This is a genomic window from Delftia sp. Cs1-4, assembly GCF_000214395.1.
Classification (GTDB): Bacteria; Pseudomonadota; Gammaproteobacteria; order Burkholderiales; family Burkholderiaceae_C; genus Comamonas; species Comamonas acidovorans.
On record NC_015563.1, the window covers coordinates 2472773 to 2494406 of the forward strand.

The 21634-nt window shown below is 68.4% G+C and carries 20 protein-coding genes; 4 read left to right on the forward strand and 16 right to left on the reverse strand.

The features are described from left to right. Nucleotides 1-60: 60 nt before the first annotated feature. The 7 genes from DELCS14_RS10840 to DELCS14_RS10870 all read right to left on the reverse strand — a co-directional run bounded on the left by DELCS14_RS10840 (nt 61) and on the right by DELCS14_RS10870 (nt 6990). Nucleotides 61-1113, reverse strand: coding sequence for an NAD(P)/FAD-dependent oxidoreductase (locus tag DELCS14_RS10840; protein ID WP_013801643.1), 1053 nt, complete (start codon nt 1111-1113; stop codon nt 61-63). Between the two features lie 13 nt (nt 1114-1126). Continuing rightward, nucleotides 1127-1456 (reverse strand): ferredoxin FdxA, encoded by a 330-nt coding sequence (gene fdxA, locus DELCS14_RS10845; protein WP_013801644.1) that lies wholly within the window; start codon nt 1454-1456, stop codon nt 1127-1129. A gap of 164 nt (nt 1457-1620) precedes the next feature. Then, the gene (locus DELCS14_RS10850; protein ID WP_013801645.1) at nt 1621-3012 is read right to left on the reverse strand and encodes a GTP-binding protein; all 1392 of its coding nucleotides are present in this window, start codon (nt 3010-3012) and stop codon (nt 1621-1623) included. Further along, on the reverse strand, nt 3012-3944 hold the full coding sequence (gene cysD, locus DELCS14_RS10855; RefSeq protein WP_013801646.1) for a sulfate adenylyltransferase subunit CysD: 933 nt from the start codon (nt 3942-3944) through the stop codon (nt 3012-3014). The genes DELCS14_RS10850 and cysD overlap by 1 nt, the downstream gene beginning before the upstream one ends. Before the next feature lie 41 nt (nt 3945-3985). Further along, nucleotides 3986-4744: a phosphoadenylyl-sulfate reductase gene (locus DELCS14_RS10860; protein ID WP_013801647.1), complete on the reverse strand. Its 759-nt coding sequence runs from the start codon at nt 4742-4744 to the stop codon at nt 3986-3988. A gap of 1 nt (nt 4745) precedes the next feature. Beyond that, nucleotides 4746-5129: a DUF934 domain-containing protein gene (locus DELCS14_RS10865; protein ID WP_013801648.1), complete on the reverse strand. Its 384-nt coding sequence runs from the start codon at nt 5127-5129 to the stop codon at nt 4746-4748. Between the two features lie 28 nt (nt 5130-5157). Further along, nucleotides 5158-6990, reverse strand: a complete 1833-nt coding sequence (locus DELCS14_RS10870; RefSeq protein WP_013801649.1) for a nitrite/sulfite reductase — start codon at nt 6988-6990, stop codon at nt 5158-5160. A 264-nt stretch (nt 6991-7254) separates the two neighbouring features. Here DELCS14_RS10870 and DELCS14_RS10875 point away from each other — a divergent pair, with 264 nt between their 5' ends. Beyond that, nucleotides 7255-8289: a hypothetical protein gene (locus DELCS14_RS10875; protein WP_013801650.1), complete on the forward strand. Its 1035-nt coding sequence runs from the start codon at nt 7255-7257 to the stop codon at nt 8287-8289. On the opposite strand, the gene DELCS14_RS10880 is transcribed toward DELCS14_RS10875, so the two are convergent. The 9 genes from DELCS14_RS10880 to DELCS14_RS10920 form a co-directional block, all read right to left on the reverse strand. Beyond that, complete coding sequence (locus tag DELCS14_RS10880; RefSeq protein ID WP_013801651.1) at nt 8225-9058, reverse strand: ABC transporter ATP-binding protein; 834 nt, start codon at nt 9056-9058, stop codon at nt 8225-8227. The genes DELCS14_RS10875 and DELCS14_RS10880 overlap by 65 nt on opposite strands. Next, the gene (locus DELCS14_RS10885; RefSeq protein ID WP_013801652.1) at nt 9051-10064 is read right to left on the reverse strand and encodes an iron ABC transporter permease; all 1014 of its coding nucleotides are present in this window, start codon (nt 10062-10064) and stop codon (nt 9051-9053) included. Before DELCS14_RS10885 ends, DELCS14_RS10880 begins: the two co-directional genes overlap by 8 nt. Then, nucleotides 10064-11125 carry an iron ABC transporter substrate-binding protein gene (locus tag DELCS14_RS10890; RefSeq protein WP_013801653.1) on the reverse strand — a complete coding sequence of 354 codons (1062 nt, stop codon included), beginning with the start codon at nt 11123-11125 and terminating at the stop codon, nt 10064-10066. The genes DELCS14_RS10885 and DELCS14_RS10890 overlap by 1 nt, the downstream gene beginning before the upstream one ends. A gap of 5 nt (nt 11126-11130) precedes the next feature. Next, the gene (locus DELCS14_RS10895) at nt 11131-11679 is read right to left on the reverse strand and encodes a DUF2478 domain-containing protein (RefSeq protein WP_013801654.1); all 549 of its coding nucleotides are present in this window, start codon (nt 11677-11679) and stop codon (nt 11131-11133) included. Between the two features lie 33 nt (nt 11680-11712). Then, nucleotides 11713-12600 carry a tungsten ABC transporter permease gene (locus tag DELCS14_RS10900; RefSeq protein WP_228676870.1) on the reverse strand — a complete coding sequence of 296 codons (888 nt, stop codon included), beginning with the start codon at nt 12598-12600 and terminating at the stop codon, nt 11713-11715. A 21-nt stretch (nt 12601-12621) separates the two neighbouring features. After that, entirely contained in the window at nt 12622-14703 is a 2082-nt protein-coding gene (locus DELCS14_RS10905) for a TonB-dependent receptor (protein ID WP_013801656.1), read from the reverse strand. 191 nt (nt 14704-14894) lie between these two features. After that, nucleotides 14895-16826 carry an FAD-dependent 5-carboxymethylaminomethyl-2-thiouridine(34) oxidoreductase MnmC gene (gene mnmC / locus DELCS14_RS10910; RefSeq protein ID WP_013801657.1) on the reverse strand — a complete coding sequence of 644 codons (1932 nt, stop codon included), beginning with the start codon at nt 16824-16826 and terminating at the stop codon, nt 14895-14897. A gap of 15 nt (nt 16827-16841) precedes the next feature. Continuing rightward, entirely contained in the window at nt 16842-17510 is a 669-nt protein-coding gene (locus DELCS14_RS10915) for a trimeric intracellular cation channel family protein (RefSeq protein WP_013801658.1), read from the reverse strand. Between the two features lie 172 nt (nt 17511-17682). Then, nucleotides 17683-17955 carry an oxidative damage protection protein gene (locus DELCS14_RS10920; RefSeq protein ID WP_013801659.1) on the reverse strand — a complete coding sequence of 91 codons (273 nt, stop codon included), beginning with the start codon at nt 17953-17955 and terminating at the stop codon, nt 17683-17685. 144 nt (nt 17956-18099) lie between these two features. Between DELCS14_RS10920 and DELCS14_RS10925 the strand changes: the two genes are divergently transcribed. The 3 genes from DELCS14_RS10925 to DELCS14_RS10935 all read left to right on the forward strand — a co-directional run bounded on the left by DELCS14_RS10925 (nt 18100) and on the right by DELCS14_RS10935 (nt 21618). Further along, nucleotides 18100-19122, forward strand: coding sequence for a sulfate ABC transporter substrate-binding protein (locus DELCS14_RS10925; protein WP_013801660.1), 1023 nt, complete (start codon nt 18100-18102; stop codon nt 19120-19122). Between the two features lie 415 nt (nt 19123-19537). Next, the gene (locus tag DELCS14_RS10930) at nt 19538-20539 is read left to right on the forward strand and encodes a sulfonate ABC transporter substrate-binding protein (protein WP_013801661.1); all 1002 of its coding nucleotides are present in this window, start codon (nt 19538-19540) and stop codon (nt 20537-20539) included. A 23-nt stretch (nt 20540-20562) separates the two neighbouring features. Next, nucleotides 20563-21618 (forward strand): aliphatic sulfonate ABC transporter substrate-binding protein, encoded by a 1056-nt coding sequence (locus tag DELCS14_RS10935; RefSeq protein WP_013801662.1) that lies wholly within the window; start codon nt 20563-20565, stop codon nt 21616-21618. Nucleotides 21619-21634 lie beyond the last annotated feature (16 nt).

Here is a 21634-nt window from a genome sequence, read left to right on the forward strand (position 1 = left end):
CCAACTCTATCGACACTGCCGCGCCAAACTGTAGGGCCGCGGGGGTGCGGCCGCGAGGAATCATGCCTGCGGGTGGGAAACGCCGAGGATGGCGTGCAGCCGTGCGCTGGTCGTCGTGTACTGCAGCAGCGGTTTTTCGCCCTGCAGATACTCGGCGGCGGCAAAGGCCGCCATGGTGGCTTCATGGAAGCCGCACAGGATCAGCTTGTGCTTGCCCGGGTAGCTGACGATGTCGCCAATCGCATAGATGCCGGGCGCATCGGTGGCCTGGGTTGCTGGGCTCACCAGCAGCTGCTTGCGCTCCATGGCCAGGCCCCATTCGGCGACCGGGCCCAGGCGGGGGGAGATGCCCAGGCAGACGACCAGTTGCTGCGCCGCCAGTTCATGCTCCTGCCCTTCGCCATCCATCCACTGCACGGCACGCAGCAGGCCTGAGTCGGCATGCAGTTGCGTGATCTGGCCGATCACCACGCGGATGGCGCCGCTGTCGCGCAGCTCCTGCAGGCGCTCCAGCAGTGCGGCCGAAGCCTGGAAGGCGTCGCGGCGGTAGAGCAGGTAGGTGGCCTGGGCCCTATCGGCGCAGGCAATGGCTGCGGCCACGGCCTCTTCGTCGCCACCGTGGACGATGGCGGTCTGGCCGCGCACCATTTCCAGATCGGCAGGATGGTAGTGAAGCTGGCCTGCAGCCAGCAGCTCCACGCCGGGCACCTTCAGCGCCTTGGGCACAAAAGCGCCCACGCCAGCTGCAATGAAGACGCTGCGCGCATGCAGTTCAAGGCCGTGCGTGGTCTGCGCCAGCCAGCGGCCATCGTCCATGCGCTGCAGCTGGGAGACCTGCTGGGAAAGGTGCAGTTGCGCGTCCATGGGCGCGATCTGCCGCTGCAGCAGCTGGACCAGTTCATGGCCCGTGCATACCGGAATGCCCGGGATGTCGTAGATGGGCTTGTCGCCGTACAGCTGCGCGCACTGCCCGCCCACATGGGGCAGGGCATCGACGACATGGCAGCGAATGCCTTGCAGGCCCAGCTGGAACACCTGGAACAGGCCCGCCGGGCCCGCGCCTATGACGAGGGCATCGGTCTGGATCGGTTGCGTGCCGGAGGTGTCTTGCATGGGCTGCGCGGCTTCAGCGTTCGAGCTGGTCGATCTTGCCGGGCTTGCCGTTCCAGTCGTCGGCGTCGGGCAGCGAGGCCTTGCGCTTGGTGATGCTCTTCCAGCCCTTTTCCAGCGACAGCTCGGCATTGAGCTTGATGAAGGCCAGTTGGTCGGCGGGGACGTCTTCCTCGGCAAAGATGGCATTGGCCGGGCATTCGGGGATGCACACGGCGCAATCGATGCACTCGTCAGGATCGATCACGAGGAAGTTGGGGCCTTCGCGGAAGCAGTCCACGGGGCAGACATCCACACAATCTGTGTATTTGCACTTGATGCAGTTTTCGGTGACGACGTGAGTCATGGGAGTCTTTTATGGCAGTGTGAATGTCGGTATCAACCCGGGATTCTAAAATTTTTCAGGAGCCAGTCCCGCACATGGCAAGGATTCTGGCGCGGACTGCTGCGGTTTTCCGAAAGCCCACGAGCCGGCATGTGCCGGCTCGCGAAGCGGGACTGTCCAGTTGCTCAATCCAGCAGTGCAGCGCCTGCGGTAGCGTGGCTGGCCGTGTCCACAAGGATCAGCGCACCCAACTGGCGGGCCTGGGCGAAGGGCGCTGCGGGAATGCTTTCCTGCAGCAGCAGCTCCACGCGGCCGATGGCGTTGGGCTCCAGCTGGGTGGCCTCTTCCTGGGCCAGCGTGTGGATGTTCAGGCGGTGCACCACGCGGCGGGCCTTGACCTTGATCCAGCGGTGGCCGTGCAGCGCCAGGTAGGTGCGGCCGGGGACCAGCGGCTGCTCGTCCATCCAGGCCACGGTGGCGGTCAGCTCGCGCTTGCTGGGCCATGCGGGCTGCGCTTCCTGGGCGTCGAAGTCGTCATCGGCAGCGACCGCTGCAGCCGCAGGGGCTGCGACGAGCCAGTCGCCGCGCGAGACATCGACCTCGCGGTCCAGCGTGATGCCTGCCGACAGGCCTGCGTCGATGGAGCCGGGAACGCGGGCATGGTCCAGCACCTGGGCAATCACGGCCTGCTGGCCGCTGGGCAGGATCTGCACGGCGTCGCCGACGCGTGCGCGGCCTGCGGCCACGCGGCCCCAGAACACGCGGCGGCCCTGGCTGGTATCGGCCGAGGACGAGAATTTCTCCACCCACTGCACGGGGAAGGCCAGCGCCAGGCCGGTGTCGGTCGGCGTGTTGGGCAACTGCTCTAGCAGTTGCAGCAGGCTGGGGCCGTCGTAGCCGGCCCAGCCGGGCTCGGCGTTGACCACGTTGAAGCCCTTGAGGGCCGAGACGGGCACGGTGGCCGCCGAGGCAATGCCGGCCTCGGCCGTGAAGCGCTCCAGCGCGCCGCGGATGTGGACGAAGGCCTGTTGCGGGTCTTCGATGGCGTCGAGCTTGTTGACGGCAAACACCAGCGAGTGCACGCGCAGCAGGTGGGCCAGCAGGCTGTGGCGGCGCGTCTGCGGCAGCAGGGTGAGTTGCGGGTTCTTCCAGTCGAGCTTGGTGGCATCGACCAGCACCACGGCGGCGTCGGCGCTGCTGGCGGCCGTGACCATGTTGCGCGTGTACTGCTCATGGCCCGGCGCGTCGCCGATGATGAACTTGCGGCTTTCGGTGGCGAAGTAGCGGTAGGCCACGTCGATGGTGATGCCCTGCTCGCGCTCGGCCGAGAGGCCGTCGGTCAGCAGCGCCAGGTCGGTCTCGCCGCTCTTGGTGACGCCGGCCAGCTGGTCCTGCAGCACGGCGCGCGTGTCCACCAGAAGGCGGCCGATCAGCGTGCTCTTGCCGTCATCGACGGAGCCGCAGGTGATGAAGCGCAAGGCCGAGGCGTTGGCGGCGGTCTGCTGTGTGGCCTGGCTGGCCTGGGTGGCCGTGGAATCCGCGACGGCTGCGTCGGCGGCAATGCTTGCGGTGGTCATCAGAAATATCCGTCCTTCTTGCGCTTTTCCATGGAGGCGTCGCTGGTCTTGTCGTCCATGCGCGTGGCGCCGCGTTCGCTGACTTCGGCGGCCAGGGTTTCGAGCACGATGTCGGCTGCCGTGGCGGCTTCGCTTTCCACGGGGCAGGTGCAGGTGATGTCGCCCACGGTACGAAAGCGCACGTCGCGCACCACGACTTCCTCGCCGTCGCGTGGGGGCGTGAGTTCGGTCACGGGCACCAGCAGGCCGCGGCGCTCCACCACTTCGCGCTTGTGCGTGTAGTAGATGCTGGGCAGGGCGATCTGCTCGCGCTCGATGTATTGCCAGACATCGAGTTCAGTCCAGTTGCTGATGGGGAACACGCGGAAGTGCTCGCCGGGGGCCAGACGCGTGTTGAACAGCGTCCACAGCTCGGGGCGCTGGGCCTTGGGCTGCCATTGGCCGAAGCTGTCGCGGTGGCTGAAGATGCGTTCCTTGGCGCGGGCCTTTTCCTCGTCGCGGCGCGCGCCGCCGATCAGGGCGTCGAAGCGGAATTCATCGATGGCCTCCAGCAGCGTTACCGACTGGTGGACGTTGCGGCTTTCGCCCGGATGGGCCAGGCGCACGGTGCCGCGTGCCATGGAGTCCTCGACGCTGCGCACGATGAGTTCGGCGCCGAGCTCTTTGGCACGCAGGTCGCGGAAGTCGGTCACTTCCGGGAAGTTGTGGCCGGTGTCGATCATCAGCAGCGGATAGGGGATGCGGCCCTTGCCGAAGGCCTTTTCGGCGCAGCGCAGCATGACCAGCGAGTCCTTGCCGCCCGAAAACAGCAGGGTGGGGCGCTCGAAGGCGGCGGCCACTTCGCGCAGCACGAAGATGGTTTCCTCTTCGAGGGCGTCGAGGTGGCGGTTGCTGAGATGGCTCAGCACGGAGGTGTCCACACGGGCATTCATTTCTTGGTTTCCAATCAAATCGGTGTCAAACCCTGCAGGCTTCACTTCTTGGCATGCAGGCCGCATTCCTTGGCCGCTTCATCCTCCCACCACCAGCGGCCGGCGCGGAAGTCCTCGCCAAGACTGACCGCGCGCGTGCAGGGTGCGCAGCCGATGCTGGGATAGAACTGGTCGTGCAGCGGGTTGTAGTCCACACCATGGCTGGCGATGTAGTGCCAGACATCGCCCTGGGTCCAGTCGGTCAGCGGGTTGAACTTGGTCAGGCCCTTGGTCTCGACCTCGCTGCGGTCCACGGCGGGCACGTCGGCGCGGGCGTTGGACTGCTCGCGGCGCAGGCCCGTGATCCAGGCGCTCTTGCCAGCCAGCGCGCGCGCCAGCGGCTCCATCTTGCGCACGCCGCAGCAGGCCTTGCGCAGCTCGATGCTGCGGTACATGGCGTCCTGGCCGTTGTCGCGGATGAAGTGGATCACCGATTCGAGCTGCGGCCGGTAGACCTTGACGCTCAGGCCGGGCAGCGACTGGGTGCGCTCCAGCAGGGCCAGGGTCTCGGTGTGCAGGGCGCCGGTGTCCAGCACGAAGACGGGGATGTCCAGGCCCAGGCGGTGGATGATGTCGGTGATCACCACATCCTCTGCGCCCAGGCTGGAGGCCTGCGTCACGGCCTCGGCGCCCAGCGCCGCAGCCTCGCGCAGCAGGGCCTCGGTGGCGGCCAGCTTGTCGGCAAAGCCGCTGCTGGCACGGCCGTTGACCTCGGTGGCCTTGGCCGATGCCTGTCGCGACAGAAAGCTTTGCGCACCCATGTCAGGCCGCCTTGACGAAGTGGGGCTCGGGATGGACGGCATCGCCCTGGTAGAAGCCGTGGAAGCGGTCGAGCTGGCGCTGGGCGTCGGCGATGTCCACGCCTTCGCGCAGCACGGCCACGTCGAAGCCGCAGCGCTGCATCTGCACCAGCTGGTCGATCAGCACGTCGCCGGTGGCGCGGATTTCGCCCTGGAAGCCCAGGCGCTTGCGCAGCAGGCGGGCCTGGCTGAAGGCGCGGCCATCGGTGAACTTGGGAAAGTTGAGGTCGATGCGCTGCACGCCGGTCAGATCCAGCGTGAAGGGATCGGCGTCATTGGCCGGGGCGATGATGGTCTGCTGGCCTTCGGCCGGGCTTTGGTGCTCTTGGGTGGCGATGATTTTCATGGGGATCTCCTGCGGCTCTCACCTGGGGTCAGGCGGCCGCCTCCTCGGTGTGCTTGGCGGGGTGGCGGGCGGCATTGCCGGCGGCCTTGAACGGGTCGATGCCCACGCGGCGCACGGTGGCGATGAAGGTCTCGAAACGGCCGCCTTCGCTTTGGCGCTGCTCACGGTAGGTGGCCAGCAGGGCTTCGATCACGCCGGGCACTTCGGCGGCGCTGAACGAGGGGCCGATGATCTTGCCGGGCGTGGCCGGACCGGACAGGTGGGAGCCGTCGGCGCCGCCCAGCGTGATCTGGTACCACTCCTTGCCGTCCTTGTCCACGCCCAGGATGCCGATGTGGCCGCTGTGGTGGTGGCCGCAGCTGTTGATGCAGCCGCTGATGTGCAGGTCGATCTCGCCCAGGTCCCACAGCTCGTCCAGATCCTGGTAGCGCTCGGTGATGGCCTCGGCAATGGGCAGGGAGCGTGCATTGGCCAGCGAGCAGAAGTCGCCGCCAGGGCAGGCGATCATGTCGGTCAGCAGGCCGATGTTGGGCTTGGCCAGGCCCAGGGCCTTGGCCGCCTTGTACAGCTGGGGCAACTGGTCGCGGCGCACCCAGGGCAGCAGCAGGTTCTGCTCGTGGGTGACGCGCATCTCGCCGGCCGAGAACTGGTCGGCCAGCGCGGCGGCGGCATCCATCTGGTCGGCCGTGGCGTCGCCGGGCGCGTAGCCCAGGCGCTTGAACGACAGCAGCACGGCGCGCAGTTGCGGGTGGCGGTGCGGGCGCACGTTGCTGATCAGCCAGCGGCCGAAGTCCTTGTCTTCCTCGGCGGCCGTGCGCAGCAGGGCCAGGGTCTCGGCCTCGGCATTGGCGGGCGACAGGTCCAGCTCGGGCTCGCGGAAATTGGCGGCCACGCGGTCGTACTCGGCTTGCGTGATGGTGTGGGGACCACCCTCGACCTCGACGATCTGGCGGAATTCCTCATCGACTTGGTCGATGAAGTTCTGGCCCTCGGACTTCACGAGGATCTTGATGCGCGCCTTCCAGGCGTTGTCGCGGCGGCCGTAGCGGTTGTAGACGCGGATCACGGCTTCCAGGTAGTTCATCAGCTGGTTCCAGGGCAGGAACTCGCGCAGCACTGGGCTGATGGTGGGCGTGCGGCCCATGCCGCCGCCCACGCGCACCTTGAAGCCCAGCTCGCCAGCCTCGTTCTTGAGCAACTGCAGGCCCACGTCGTACCAGCCCAGCGCGGCGCGGTCTTCCTCGGCGCCGCTGATGGAGACCTTGAACTTGCGCGGCAGGAAGCTGAACTCGGGGTGCAGCGTGCTCCACTGGCGCAGGATTTCGGTGAAGGGGCGGGGGTCGGCGATCTCGTCGATGGCAATGCCCGCCAGCGCGTCGCTGTTGATGTTGCGGATGCAGTTGCCGCTGGTCTGGATGCCGTGCAGGTTGACGCTGGCCAGCAGGTCCATCACGTCGGCGGCCTTGGACAGCGGAATCCAGTTGTATTGGACGTTGGTGCGCGTGGTGAAGTGGCCGTAGCCGAACTTCAGGTCGGAGCCGATGCGGCGGCCGTCGTGCAGCGGGATGTCGCCCAGCCGGTCCTGGGTGGCGCGGGCCTCGGCCAGCAGGGCGGCGTCGGGCTGGTCGTACTCGCGGGCCACGCGGGCCAGAACGCGCAACTGGGCGCTGGACAGTTCGCCGTAGGGCACGGCCACGCGCAGCATGGGCGCGTAGCGCTGCACATACCAGCCGTTTTGCAGGCGCAGGGGCTTGAACTCATCCTCCGAGAGCTTGCCGGCCTGCCAGCGTTCGAGCTGGTCACGGAACTGCTCGGCGCGCAGGCGGATGAACTGTTTGTCGAATTCGGTGTATTGGTACATGGCGCTTCGGATGTGGGGTCTTCGACTGCCGCCAGTGGCGGCGGTGCAGGGGTTCATTGCGTGGCACCGAGGCACTTGCGGGAAACGCGCGCAGAACCCTGCATGGACGGAAATGTAAGCAATGGCCTTATAGAAGCAAACGATTGTTTTGTCCTGCAAGTATGTGGATATGGATATAAGTGAATGGCAGCAGGCTTTGTGGGGCTGGGCATGTCAAACGCATGGGCGGCCGATATGCTTTCCGGCCAGAGGGAGGATTTCAGAATGCGAAACCGTTGTGCCGCCATCGGGCTGGCCTTGGCATTGGCAACTGCTGCTCAGGCGCAGGCCCAGAAGCCGGCACCGCCGCCGTCCCCGTTGTCAGCAGCGCACACAGCTGACACGCCTGAACCCGACGAATCCGCACAGGAATCAGCCTGGGATGCGTATCTGCATCGCGTGGCGGCGCAGTTGGCCGGTTCCGGCAGCGGGCGCGATCTGGCCTTTGCGGCCATCCTGATCAATCTGTCGCCCCGCGACAAAAGCGCTGTCAGCCAGGCCGAGGGCTGGCGCCAGGACGCGCTGGAGCGGGCAGGGCAGGATGCGCTGGCCTATCAACTGCTGGCCTCCAAGGCCCCTGAGGACGAAGGCGAAGTGCGCTCCGAGGCTGCTCGCCGCTGGCTGGCGCTGGAGCCCAGCAATTTCTCTGCGCTGATGCAGCAGGCGCTGGGACCGCAGGAACTGCTGGTTGCAGCGCGCGAAAGCCGCTATGCGGACCTGCACATGTATGACGGCGTGCGCTGGATGCAGTCCGCTTTGCTGCGTCATCCGCCCACGGCACAGGAGCTGCAGGCGCTGGGTGGCAGTCCGAACTACCGGCTCGAGGAAGGCGCGGTGATCACTGCAATAGGTATCTGGACAGCCTTTCCCTTGACGGGCTACAAGGCGCTGCTGGATGCCTGCAAACCCGAAGCGATGGGCAAAACCCCGGCGCGCGAGGCCGACTGCCTGCATGTAGCCCACCTGCTGACGGAGCGCGCATCGACCGTGCTGGACGAGGGCTTTGGGCTGGCGATTCAACGCCGGCTGGCCAAAACCCCGACCGAGCGCGCCGCGGCCCAGGCCCGGCGCCGCCAGTTGGAGTGGCTGATGCAAGCGTCCGCCCCGCTCGGCATGCAGGACGGAGGAGCCCAGTTTGCCCGGCTGCTGGCCGATCCTTCCATCCACAGCGAGCAGCAATTGCTGCAGCGCTTGCTCAAGGATGCAGGCCGGCCCTTGACGCCGCCGCCGTGCTGGAAGTGGCGCCCGCCCAGACCTTAGGGATTGCCGGCAGCCGCGCCGCCACCGCCGCCTCGCTCACCCCATAGAGCGCAGCCAGCGCGGCCGGTGTCGCCACTTGCGCCGCCGCACCGCAGGCCTGCAGGCCGCCGCGGCCCAGCAGGGCGATGCGGTCGGCCACCTGCAGCGCATGCTCGGGCTGGTGGGTGGACAGCAGCACGGCCATGCCGCGTGCACGCAGCGCGGCAATCTGGTCCAGCACGCGGATCTGGTTGCCGAAGTCCAGGCTGGCCGTGGGCTCGTCCATGACCAGCAGCGCGGGCTCCTGGGCCAGGGCGCGTGCGATCAGCACCAGCTGGCGCTCGCCGCCGCTCAGCTCGGTATAGGGGCGCAGCGCCAGATGGGCGATGCCCAACTGCTCCAGGCAGCCCAGCGCCAGGGCACGGTCGGCACTTGAAGGCCGGGCCAGCGCAGGCAGGCGCGCGGCACGGCCCATGAGCACCATGTCCAGCGCTTCGAAGCCGAAGACGCCGGCCTGCGCCTGGGGCACATAGCCCACGCGCCGCGCAAACTCGGCACGCGGCCAGCTGTGCACGGGCTGGCCCTGCACGCGCACCTCTCCGGCCAGCGGCGCCAGCAGGCCCAGCACGGTGCGGAACAGCGTGGTCTTGCCGCAGCCGTTGGGGCCCAGCAGGCACAGCACCTCGCCTGCGGCAATGGCCAGGTCCAGCCCCTGGCTGACGCGCCGGCGCCCATGGCCCGTGGCCAGGGCCAGCGTCTGCAGCACGGGTGGGGCCTGCACTTCAGTCATTGCGCCCCGTGCGCGACAGCAGGTAAAGAAAGAAGGGCGCGCCGACCAGGGCCGTGAGAATGCCCAGCGGCAGCTCGATGCGCGCCGCGCTGCGCGCCAGGGTGTCGGCCGCCACCACGAAGCCCGCGCCCAGCAGCGCCGAGGCCGGCAGCAGGCGCACGAAATTGGGGCCGACCAGCAGGCGCGCCACATGCGGCACCACCAGCCCCACCCAGCCGACGATGCCGGCCAGCGACACGGCGGCCGCCGTGCCCAGCGTGGCACAGGCCACCAGCAGCAGGCGCAGGCGTGCCACGGGCACGCCCAGGGCCAGCGCCTCCTCGTCGGGCAGGCCCAGCAGGTTGATGCGCCAGCGCAGCAGCAGCAGGGGCAGCAGGGCGCACAGCATCACGGGCGCCGTGGCACCCAGCTCGGGCAGCGTCACGGCGCTCAGGCCGCCCATGAGCCAGAAGGTGATGGATGGCAGCTGCGTATTGGGGTCGGCCAGCGTCTTGACCAGGGCGATGCCCGCGCCCAGCAGCGCGCCCAGCGCAATGCCGGCCAGCACCAGAACCAGCACCGGGTCATGGCGGCGCACGCTGGCGCTGATGGCCACCACCACGGCCACTGCGGCCAGCCCGCCACCAAAGGCCAGGGCCTGCACGGCCGCCATGGACCAGCCCAGGAAGATGCCCAGCACCGCGCCCAGGCCGGCACCGGCCGAGACGCCCAGGATGTCGGGCGAGACCAGCGGGTTGCGGAACATGCCCTGGTAGGCCGCACCCGCCGCCGCCAGCGTGGCGCCCACGGCCAGGCCTGCGGCGATGCGCGGCAGGCGGATGTTCCAGAGCACGGTCTCGGCGCTGGCCGACAAGGGCGAGGCAGTGCCCATTGCGCGCGCCAGCAGCGACTGCCACAGCTGCTGCGGCGCGATGGAGAACTGACCCGCCGCCAGTGCCCACAGCAGCACGGCGGCCAGCAAGGCCAGTGCGAGCACCCACCCCAGGCGGCGGCCTGTGGCAGGCATCAACGCGCAGCCTCCATCAGCCTGCCCAGCGCTGCGGGCGACAGGTCGGCGCCGTAGAACAGGCGGTAGAAGTCGCGCACCTCGCGTTCCAACGGCGGCAGTCCCTGCAGGGCCGGCGCCTGTGGGTGGAGCTTTTCCAGCAGCCAGCGCACGCCGATCAGCCGGTTGACGCCGGGCGGACCATCCAGCCAGCCGAAGGGCCAGACCGGCGCGCAGTGCACGCGGCCCGAGCGCACGGCGGCCACGCCGCGCCACAGCGGGTCCTGGCGCATGCGCTCGGCAAGGCCGGGTTCCTGCGTGACGATGACCTGCGGGTCCCAGGCCAGGATCTGCTCCATGGACACGCGCGTGAGCCCGCCGCGCCCTGCATCGGCGGCCACATTGCGCCCGCCCGCGTACTCGACGGCTTCCACATTGATGGAGCCCGCCAACCCTGTTTCCAGCCCATTGGCGCTGCGCGCGAAATAGGCGCGCGGGCGCTCGGCCGGTGCCAGGCCCTGGGTGGCACGCTGCGCCAGCGCTGCCACGGCATCGGCATGGCGGGCCAGCGTCTCGCCGCGTGCGGCCTCGCCCAGCAGGGCGCCGACCTCGCGCAACTGGCGTGGGTGGTCGGCCAGCGAGCCCTGGATCAGCACGCAGGGCAGGCCGGTCTGGCGCGCCAGCCGCTCGGTGGCCGAGATATAGGTGGCATCGGCCGTGCCGGCGTCCAGCACCAGGTCGGGCTGCAGCTTCAGCAGCGACTCCAGCGGCATGGTGCTGCCGCGCCCGGACAGGCGGCCCAGATGCGGCAGCGCCTGCAACGTGGGCCCCAGATAGGCGCGCGAGACATCGTCCAGCTGCTGGGGCCAGCCCAGCAGCTTGTGCGGTGCCAGCGTAGCCACCAGTACGCCTGCGGGGGGGCCGGCAGCAAACACCCGGCGCAGTTTGGTCGCGTCCGGTATCTGGCCTATGCGCGCGGCAATGGTCGTGGTCTGGGCATGGCCGGGAACAAGAGCCGATGAGGCCAGTGCCGCCATGGCCTGGCCCAGCCAGCGGCGGCGGGTGAACAGAAGATCGGTCATGAAAATCAGGGGATGGGGCTGGCGCAGCCACGGCGCTCAAGCTGTGCCTGGCACCATTGCTCGATCTGCACCTCATCGGCTGCCAGCTCGGCATGCAGGCTGCCGGTATACCTGCGCCAGTCTTCAAGATGGCGGGCCGCGACGGCCGTGAGCACGGGCGTGCCGGCCTTGACAAAGGCCGCGAATTCGGCGGCAAAGCCCTGGCCCGAGGCCTCGACGATGCCGAAGCGGTTGATCACCACCAGATCCACGCCATCGTCCAGCGCCTGGCGCAGCACGGCGCTGGCCTGGGCCAGGGCCTGGGGGTTGAGACTGCAGGCGCGCGAGGCGCAGCCCAGGTCCTGGGACAGCTCGAATTGGCGGTCACTGCGCAGGTCGAACAGCTGCATGCGCTTGTTGCCGTTGGCATAGCGGTCCTGGCGATGCACCAGCCCGCCCACGCGCCAGCCCGCGCCTTGCAGGCGGCGTGCCACGCGTTCGAGCAGCAGCTCCATTGCATGCTCGTCGTCGGGATGGACCAGGGCGGCCAGGGGCAGGGTGGCAGGTGAGTTCATGGCATGCGGTGCTTGTGGGATCCAGGCAGGTTTTTACTCCTGGCCGCCGCCGGTGTCGTTGACCAGGGGCATGCTGTCGCGCCCGAAGATCCAGGGACCTCCGGCTGCCACATTGGCCAGCGCCAGTTCCTGCTGGCCCGGTGCGGACAGCAGATGCTCGGCCAGCCGTTGCGCGCTGCGGCGCTGGCCAGCGTCGGCCGGGTGGCGCGGCCCGGGCGTGAGCAGCACATAGGGCCGGCGCATCAGCGGGTCGCCGTGCAGCAGCAGTTCGATGCCGGGCGCGCCCATCTTGCCGAAATGCAGCGGGATATGGCCCACCACGGCATAGGCCTGGAGCTCGGCCGCCAACTGCAGCACGGCCTGGGGGCGCGGCCCGGTGTCGGCGCGCAGCCAGCGGGCGTCCGGCCGTATGCCGGCGCGGCGCCACAGCCGCTGGACCACGGTATAGCTGCCGGGGTCGCGCAGCGCGATGAAGGGCGAGCCGCTGGCAACGATGCGGCGCATGGCCTCGACGCCATCGGCCGCGCCGCGCACCCCGGCCGGATCATGCGCTGGGCCGGCGAACACATGCTCGTTCCAGCCCCAGACCCGCGCGGCCGATGCCAGGCCGGCAGCCTCCAGCGACATGGCTTCGTCGCTGGCGTGGATGAGCAGCAGCTGGGCGCGGCCCTGGGCCATGGCGGGGATCACGCCCTCCTTGGGCGCGGCAACGGCGGTGCGCACGGACAGGCCCAGGCTGCGGCCCGCCGCGTCGGCCAGGTGCGGCCACACACCGCACAGCGACAGGCCGCCGACCACGGCCACGTTCACGCTGGCAGGTTCGGCCGGCTGGGCGGCGCAGCCGCTCAGGGCGGCCAGCGCGGGCAGGGCGCCCAGCAGGCGGCGGCGAGGGTGGCAGATCGGTTCCATGGAATCAGGCACGGGCACAGTCTCCGACCCGTTTCAGAAGCGATAGCCCAGGTTGACATACCAGCTGCGGCCCGGCATGGGCAGGCCGTCATCGAACTGGTACCACTTGTCGCCGATATTGGCCACGCCGAAGTCCACGGTGATGTCGCTGCGCGGCTTGTAGCGTGCACGCAGGTTGGCAATGCCGTAGCCGGGCAGTTTGAGCGTCTGCAACTGGCCGCTGCCCGACAGCGGCACGTAGCGGCCCTTCTCGGTCTCGACCTCGGCATTGAATTCCCACTGCGCCAGCGGACGCCACTGAACGCCGGCCAGCAGGCGGTGGCGCGGCGTGTTGGTCAGCGTGATGCTGGAGTCGCTGGTGTTGCGGCGGTCCAGGTAGGTGTAGCCGGCGTTCACGCCCCATTGCGCGGACAGTTGCTGGGCCAGGGACAGCTCCATGCCGATGTTGCGCGTGCGCCCCACGTTCTGCGCCTGGTTGCAGGTGGTGCCGCCGCACTCGGCAGAGGCCACGACCACGGTCTGGATCTGGTTGCGCACGCGGCTGTAGAACAGCGCGGCCTGGCCCTGGCCGCCCTGCCAGGGCGAGCCGCTGACGCCCAGCTCCAGGTGGTTGGCCGTCTCGGGCTGCAGGTCGGGGTTGGCCAGGGCCGTGCCCATGCGTGCCGAGTAGCGGTCCTTGATGGTGGGAAAGCGCGTCTTGTGCGAGGCGATGAAATACGCCTCGCTGCCGCCGCCCAGCGCATAGCCGAGCTTGGCCACGCCATTGGTGGCGCTGGCGGAGCCCGTGGGCCACTGGTAGACCTCGCGCGCATCGCGCTGGTCGTGGCTGAGCGCCAGGTTCAGGCTCCAGCGCTCGGCCAGGGAGATCGTGTCCTCGACCACCAGGGAGCGCGTCGCGTCGCGGTAGTGCTTGCTGGGATCCTTGGCCGAGGCGGCATCGGTGTGCTCGTCGATCTTGTAGTGCGCGCCCAGGCGCAGCGCATGGCCCTTGAAGCTGTAGTTGGCCCACTCGACGCTGGCGCCCTGGCTCACGTCCTTGTAGCTGCTGGTGGGGTCATGGCGCGAGTAGCTCGCGTCCGTGTACATGTCCAGGCCGTTTTGGTAGGTGTCGTGGTAGATGCGCGTCTTGAGCAGGTTGTCGGCATTGATGCGCGTGGTGCTCAGAAAGTACACGCTGTCCTTGTCCCAATAGGGCCAGCGCCAGTAGCGGATGACGTTCTTGCCCGTGGCGCTGCCGGTATACACGGGGTTGCCCTTCTCGCCTTCCTGGCGCACATAGCCCAGCGCGTATTCGTCCGTGGCATTGGGCGTGAGGCCCAGCTTGAACGACAGCCGCTTGTCCGTGCGGTAGGCGTTGTCGCGGTAGTTGCCCGTGTCGGTGGGCTGCTTCTTGAAGTCCTTGAAGCCCTTGGGCAGCGGAAAACTGTCCGCGTCCAGGTAGGAGGCGCCAAGCTGGTAGTACCAGGTGCCCAGGTTGCCGCCCAGGTTCACGGCGGCCTTGCGTTCGCCGCCTGCGCCTGCGCCGATGCGTGCATCGCCCTCGAAGGATTTGACCGGCTTGCGCGTGACCAGGTTGATGGCGCCGCCCAGCGTATTGGGGCCATACATCAGCGATGCGCCAGCCTTGGCCACGCGGATCTCGGACAGGTCGAAGGTGGTGAAGCGGCCGAAGTCCACATAGCCGTCATAGGGCACGTACAGCGGCACGCCGTCCACGAAGACCGGCACCTGGCGCGGATCGAAGCCGCGCAGGTAGATCATTTCCTCGTTGCGATTGTTGCGCGACAGCGTGGCGCCCGGCAGCAGGCGCACGGCGTCGGCCACGGTGTCGGCATTGCGCTGGCGCATCTCGTCGGCGTCCAGTCGCTGTTCATCGCCGGATATGGCCTGCGCCTCATCACGCGCACCGTGCACATCGACCGTGCCCAACTGGAAGGTCTGCGAAGCCTGTGCTGCAGGTGCACCCGATGGGGCCTCGACCTGGGCTTGCGCCTGCGTGCTGGCGGCCAGGCCTGCGAGCAGCAGGGCTTGTGTCAGTGCGGAGCGAAGGCGGAACGAGGGTGAGCAGAGGGCGGGTGAGGATGCGGGAGCGCAGGAGCGGGGCTGGCGGGTCACGGTTTCAGGTTCTTGTGTGGTTGAACGCGGGGAGCGGCTGGTTGTTTCCTTTTGAAAACAGGTTCCGGATTCTAGCGATATGCACCAACAAACATAACGAGTGACAAAAAACCGTCTGCGGGAAGACTCGGGTTTTCTTTCAGGCCGTTGTGTGAATGCCGGGCCGTTCAGCGGCCGGGCGGTTCAACGGCTCAGCGCCTGCGGCCCAGGCGTTCGCTGGCCAGGGCAGCCGCCAGCCTGGCGTCCAGGGGCAGCGGTTCGTCGTGCACGCGTGCTGCCAGCAGCTCGCCGCACAGCAGCGACAGCGTGAGCCCGCGCGAGCCCATGGCCGTCAGCGCCCACAGGCCGGGAGCCTGATCGGACACCGGTCCGACCACGGGCAGCCGGTCTGGCGAGGCCACGCGCACGGCGCCCCAGGTGGCGCGCGGTGGCGCGTCGAAGAAGCCTTGCAGGCCCTGGTAGGCACGTGGCAGCAGCTGCGCCAGCTTTGCGCCATTGGCTGCATGGGCTGCGGCCTGGTCTTCGGGACTTGGCGGCAGCGCGGTCTGGTCGCGCTCGAAGGTCGATCCCATGACCCAGCATGGCCCGGCTGCATCGCCGGGCAGCGGCATGGCAGGCACCAGATTGCCATGGCCGTTGACGGGAAAGGGCGGCATGGCCTGCGCGCTGGCCGGGGTGTGCACATCCCAGCTGACCTGGCCGCGAATGGGCTGCAGCGGCCACCCGGCCTGGGCGCCCAGGCTGTGCTCCAGCAGCGCATTGGTTGCGGGGCCCAGTGCGAGAACGACCAGTTCAGCCTCGGCCAGCAGATTGCCCTGTGCATCCAGGGCCTGCCAGACGGGCGCGCCACCGGCTGTGTCGGTACATGCAAGACGCGCCACGCAGGCGCGGCCCTGCCAGCGCACGCCGGGCAGCGCCAGCTGCGCCTGCACCAGCCGCGCCGGGCGCACCCAGCCGGCCTGCGCATGCCAGCAGGCAGGGGCGTCGGCGGGCAGGCCGGCCGCCGAGAGTTGATCGGCGCTTGCGGGCCGGCTCCAGTGGGCGCCCGGGCCGGGGGATTGCCAGTCGCGCGGCAGCCGCGGGGCGGCTTCCACGCCGTGCTCCAGCACGCCGGTATCGCACCAGTCCGTGCCCGGTTGCAGCAGGCCCTGGCCGGAGAGCATTTGCAGCTGCGCCAGGGTCAGGCGTGCGCCGTCGCGGCTCAGGCGGGACAGCAGGCTGTCATCGGGCGAGACATGGGGGCAGAACAGGCCTGCGGGCAGGGCGGAGGCGCCCGCTGCAGGCGCGTCGGCAGCATCCAGCACGGTGACCTGCCAGCCACGGCGCGACAGGCTGGCGGCGGCGGCCGCGCCGGCAATGCCTGCACCCAGCACCATGCAGCGCCGTGGGGTGAGGGGTTCCTGCGGCTGTGCACGCGGCCCGCGCGGTTGCCAGGCCGGGTCAAACACGGCATGCAGGTTGTGGCGCTTGGGGCGCACGCCATCCACCTTGCGCACCTGAAAGCCGTGCTGGGCCAGGCCATCGCGCACCGTGCGCGCCACGCACCAGGTGGACAGCTGCGTGCCGCGCCGGCAATGGCGCGCCAGCGCGCGCAGGGTATCGGCGCTCCAGAGGTCGGGGTTGAGTTCCGGCGTGAAGCCGTCCAGGTAGATGCTGTCGGCCGTGATCTGCTGGCGCCGCAGCATGGCCTGGGCATCGCCGATGTACAGCGTCAGCAGCACGCGCCCCTGCTCGAAGGCGAGGCGGTGCACGCCGGGCAGCAGGCCCTGGAACCGGGTGGCCAGCTCCTCGGCCAGCAGGCGCAATCCTGGCTCGCGCGGCATGGCCTGGCGCATGGCGTCGGCACTGACGGGAAAGGCCTCGGCCGAGACGAAATGCAGCAGCCTCGGGCGCCGGGGATCGGCCTTCCAGGCTTCCCAGGCAACGAGGAAATTCAGTCCGAACCCGAAACCGGTCTCCAGGATGCGCCATTGCGGCGCATCGGCCCAGGCCGCCGGCAGGCCGCAGCCGCCCAGAAAGACGTGGCGGGCCTGGTCCAGGCCGCCGAGTTCGCTGTGGTAGCGGTCGCCGAAGCGCGGGCTGTAGGGCGTGCCATCGGGCAGCCATTCAATGGGTTCGGACATGGGCAAGGGGCAGAACTACTCCTCCCAGCGCTGCTGGTAGGAGAACACGGGCAGCCGCCAATTGAAGCGGATGGCAGCCAGGCGCAGCGTGAGTCCGCCGGCAAAGCAGACGACGGTGCTGAGGTTGGAGCCCACTTCCAGTGTGCGCAGCCCCAGGAACAGCAGGCACACGGCCAGGGACACGCTGGCGTACAGCTCGCGCCGGAAGACGACCGGCACCTGGTTGCACAGCACGTCGCGCAGAATGCCGCCGCTGATGCCGGTCAGCATGCCTGACATCACCACCACCACGGGCGGGTAGCCCAGCTCCAGCGCCACGTTGCAGCCGATCAGCGAGAAGGCGATCAGCCCCATGGCGTCCAGCAGCAGAAAGACCTGCTTGAGATGGTGCATGTGGCGTGCCACGACGATGGTCAGCAGCCCGGCCGAGATGACCAGGTAGACATATTCAGGGTGCTGCGTCCAGCCGATGGGGTAGTGGCCCAGCACCATGTCGCGGATGGTGCCGCCGCCCAGCGCGGTGACGAAGGCGATCACGGCCACGCCGAAGATGTCCATGTTGCGCCGGCCCGCCGCCAGCGCGCCCGACATGGCTTCGGCCGTGATGGCCACGAGGTAGATCACCAGCATGACGGTGAACTGCGATGCCTGGAACGATTCCAGCAGGGAGACGGATGGAAGCACGGAAAACCTCGGGTGAAGACCGGCCCGCGCCGCAGGGTGTGCGGCCACTGCGCCGTCCAGCGCAAGAAGGCGGGCATTGTAGGCGGTCTCTGGGCGGCGGCCGTTTGCGGCACCGCAAATGAAACCGCCCCCGGCGCAGTGCGACGGGGGCGGTGAAAGGGCGCGAAGCGGCTCAGGCCGAAGGAGGCACGTAGCCGGCCGCCGCATCGGCGCCGCCGCCGAAGAAGTGGTTTTCCATCTGGCGGGCCAGATACTGGCGGGCGCGTGCGTCGGCCAGGTTCAGGCGGTTTTCGTTGACCAGCATCGTCTGGTGCTTGAGCCAGTCGGCCCAGGCCTGCTTGCTCACGCCTTCAAAAATGCGCTTGCCCAGCTCGCCGGGGTAGGGCGGGAAATCCAGGCCTTCAGCGTCAACGCCAAGCTTGATGCAGTGAACGGTACGTGCCATGGGGAATTGAGTCCTTGTCTTGTGGAGATTCAGATGTTTTGGGAATAACAAACTGAAATCTTATTGGTTTGAGTTTTAAGAGTTGGCTTTGAGAATGCTTTCCACGGCACCAGACCGTCGTCTCCACTCTCTACCGACACTCCAATGAAAATTCGCCGCCACTTTATCAAGTTTCCTGTCGCCGCCGGCCTGATCGCGGGCTTGACCCTGTCGGCTCTGCCGGCGTTGGCCCAGTCGGTGCAACTGCTCAATGTCTCCTACGATCCGACGCGCGAGCTGTACGTGGAATACAACCAGGCCTTCGCCAAGCACTGGAAGGCCAAGAGCGGCCAGGACGTGAGCGTCAAGCAGTCGCATGGTGGCTCGGGCAAGCAGGCGCGTTCCATCATCGACGGCATCGACGCCGACGTGGCCACGCTGGCGCTGGCCGGCGACATCGACGCCCTGGTCAAGAACGGCAACCTGCTCAAGGCCGACTGGCAAAAGCGCCTGCCGCACAACTCGGCGCCCTACAGCTCCACCATCGTCTTCCTGGTGAAGAAGGGCAATCCCAAGAACCTCAAGGACTGGGACGACCTGGTCAAGCCCGGCGTGCAGGTGATCACGCCCAACCCCAAGACCAGCGGCGGTGCGCGCTGGAACTACCTGGCCGCCTGGGAATTCGCCAAGCGCAAGTACGGCGGCGACGCACAGGCCAAGGACTTCATCGGCAAGCTGTTCAAGAACGTGCCCGTGCTGGACACGGGCGCGCGCGGCGCCACCATCACCTTCGTGCAGCGCGGCGTGGGCGATGTGCTGCTGGCCTGGGAGAACGAGGCCTTCCTGGCACTCAAGGAGTTCGGTCCCGAGAAGTTCCAGATCGTCGTGCCTTCGCTGTCCATCCTGGCCGAGCCTTCGGTGGCCGTGGTCGACAAGGTCGTGGACAAGAAGGGCACACGCGCCGTGGCCGAGGAGTACCTGAAGTACCTGTACTCCGAGGAAGGCCAGCGCATCGCCGGCCGCAACTACTACCGTCCCACCGATGCCAAGGTCAAGGCCGAGTTCGCGGACAAGTTCCCCAAGCTGGAGCTGGTCACCATCGACCAGGCCTTCGGCGGCTGGGCCAAGGCCGACAAGGACCACTTTGCCGACGGCGGCAGCTTCGACCAGATCTACACCAAGAAGTGAGTGCGGCGCGCCGGCCCGGCCGGCGCCCACCCACCCACTGAATTCACCCGCTTTCCCAGACCCCTGCCAACCCCCACGATCCGCCATGTCCATCTTGCTGACTTCCCGCCACTCTTTGCAGGCCCCGCGCCGCACGGCGCAGGCAGGCGTGCGGATGCACAAGGCAGGAGTGGCAGGCAAGGCAGGTGTGGCAGGCGTGGTGGCATCCAGCCCTTTTCCTCGCTTCGAGACCATGGCCTTCGCCAGCCGGCGATGTAGCACCTGACGACTCCGTGCGGCGCGTCTGCAGGCCTGGTCCTGCAGGCGGCTGCCCCTTGCTCCGCCTTCCCTTTTTTTGTTTTCTGGCTGCATGCCGCGCGCATGCATGGGCAGCGCTTTGCCTGCACCACGCACCACTCTTCCAAGGATGTCCGTCATGGTCTCGTTCGATTCTTTCCCCCGACACACAGCCAACTGGCGCCGACGCCAACTGCTGGGCGCGGGCCTTGCCGCAGCAGTCGCCACGGTGGCCGGCCCGGCCCTGGCCCAGGACAAGGCGGGTGACCGCGTGCTGCGCGTGGGCCACCAAAAGGGCTGGCTGTCCATCCTGAAGAGCCGGGGCACGCTGGAAAAGCGGCTGGCGCCGCTGGGCGTGTCGGTGCGCTGGATCGAGTTCAACGCCGGCCCCGTGCAGCTGGAGGCGCTGAACGTGGGCTCCATCGACTTCGGCGATGTGGGCGAGGCCCCGCCCATCTTTGCGCAGGCAGCAGGCGCGCCTTTGGTCTATGCGGGTGCCACCGTGCCGCGCCCCGGGCTGGAGGCGGTGATCGTGCCCAAGGATTCGCCCATCCGCAGCGTGCAGGACCTCAAGGGCAAGCGCGTGGCCTACAACAAGGGCTCGAACGTGCAGTACTTCCTGGTCAAGCTGCTGGAAAAGCATGGCCTGAAGTACGGCGATGTGCAGTCCGTCTTCCTGGCGCCGGCCGATGCGCGCGCCGCCTTCGAGCGCGGCTCCGTCGATGCCTGGCTGATCTGGGATCCCTTCCTGGCTGCCGCGCAAAAGACGCTGGACGCCCGCCTGCTGGCCGATGCCACGGGCGTGGTCAACAACCGCGCCTACTACTTCACCTCGCGCGATTTCGCCACGCGCAATGCCGATGTGCTGCGCATTGCCATCGAAGAGGTCGATGGGATTGACCGCTGGGCCTCGAAGAACCAGATGGCGGCGGCCGCCGAGCTGTCCAGCATCCTGGGCCTGGACAAGTCCATCACCGAGCTGTACCTGAGCCGTGCCCGCTTCGGCACCTCGTCCGTGACGCGCGAGATCCTGGCCGAGCAGCAGCAGATCGCCGACACCTTCTTCGAGCTCAAGCTCATCCCCCGCAAGCTCAACCTGCTGCATGCCGCGCCCGTGGACCTGATCGCGTCGCGCCCCTGAGCCCACTGCAAGGAGTCCGCACCATGAACGCCATCCCCAAGAAGCCCCGCCTGGACCGCGTGCGCCGCCAGGCCCTGCAACTGCTGGGCACCACCGCCTTCAGCTGGAGCCTGGCCGGCCAGTACGCACGCGCCGAGACGCCGGCCGCCGTGGCCGGGCCCGAGCAGTTGCGCATCGGCTACCAGAAGTCGGCCGTCAACCTGGTCATCCTCAAGCAGCAGGGCGTGCTGGAAAAGCGCTTTGCGGGCACCAAGGTCAGCTGGCTGGAGTTTCCGGCCGGCCCCCAGCTGCTGGAGGCCCTGGCCGCTGGCAGCCTGGATTTCGGCCTGACCGGCGATTCACCCCCGGTCTTTGCCCAGGCCGCGGGCCGCGACCTGCTGTACGTTGGCGCCGAGCCGCCCAAGCCCGAGAGCTCGGCGATTCTCGTGCCGTCGGACTCGCCCCTGCGCGCCCTGGCCGACCTCAAGGGCCGGCGCGTGGCGCTGCAAAAAGGCTCCAGCGCCCATTACCTGCTGGTGCGCGCGCTGGACAAGGCGGGCCTGGCCTGGAACGAGATCCAGCCCGTGTACCTGGCCCCGGCCGATGCGCGCGCCGCCTTCGAGCGCAAGAGCGTGGACGCCTGGGCCATCTGGGACCCGTTCTACGCGGCCACCGAGCTGGCGATTCGCCCGCGCGTGCTGGCCAATGGCGAAGGCCTGTCGGGCAACGCCTCGTTCTACCTGGCCGCGCGCGGACTGGTGGAGCGCCATCCGCAGGTGCTGCGCGCGCTGTTCGACGAGCTCACGCGCGCCGATCGCCTGGCCCAGAGCGCACGCCAGGAGGCCGTGGCCCTGGTGGCCGGCTTCAGCGGTCTGGATGCGGCGGTGGTCAGCCGCTTCATTGCGCGCCGGCCCAGCTCCCCCGTGGGCCTGCTGGCTGCGCAGACCGTGGTGGACCAGCAGCGCGTGGCCGATGCATTTTTTCGGCTGGGCCTGATTCCGCGCCAGGTGCAGGTGGCCGACATCGTCTGGCGGCCCTCGGCGGCCGAGTACGCGCGGCTGGCCGAGCCTGCGGCGGCACGGCCTTCTTCCGCCCTTTGATTCCCTTCCTCGATTC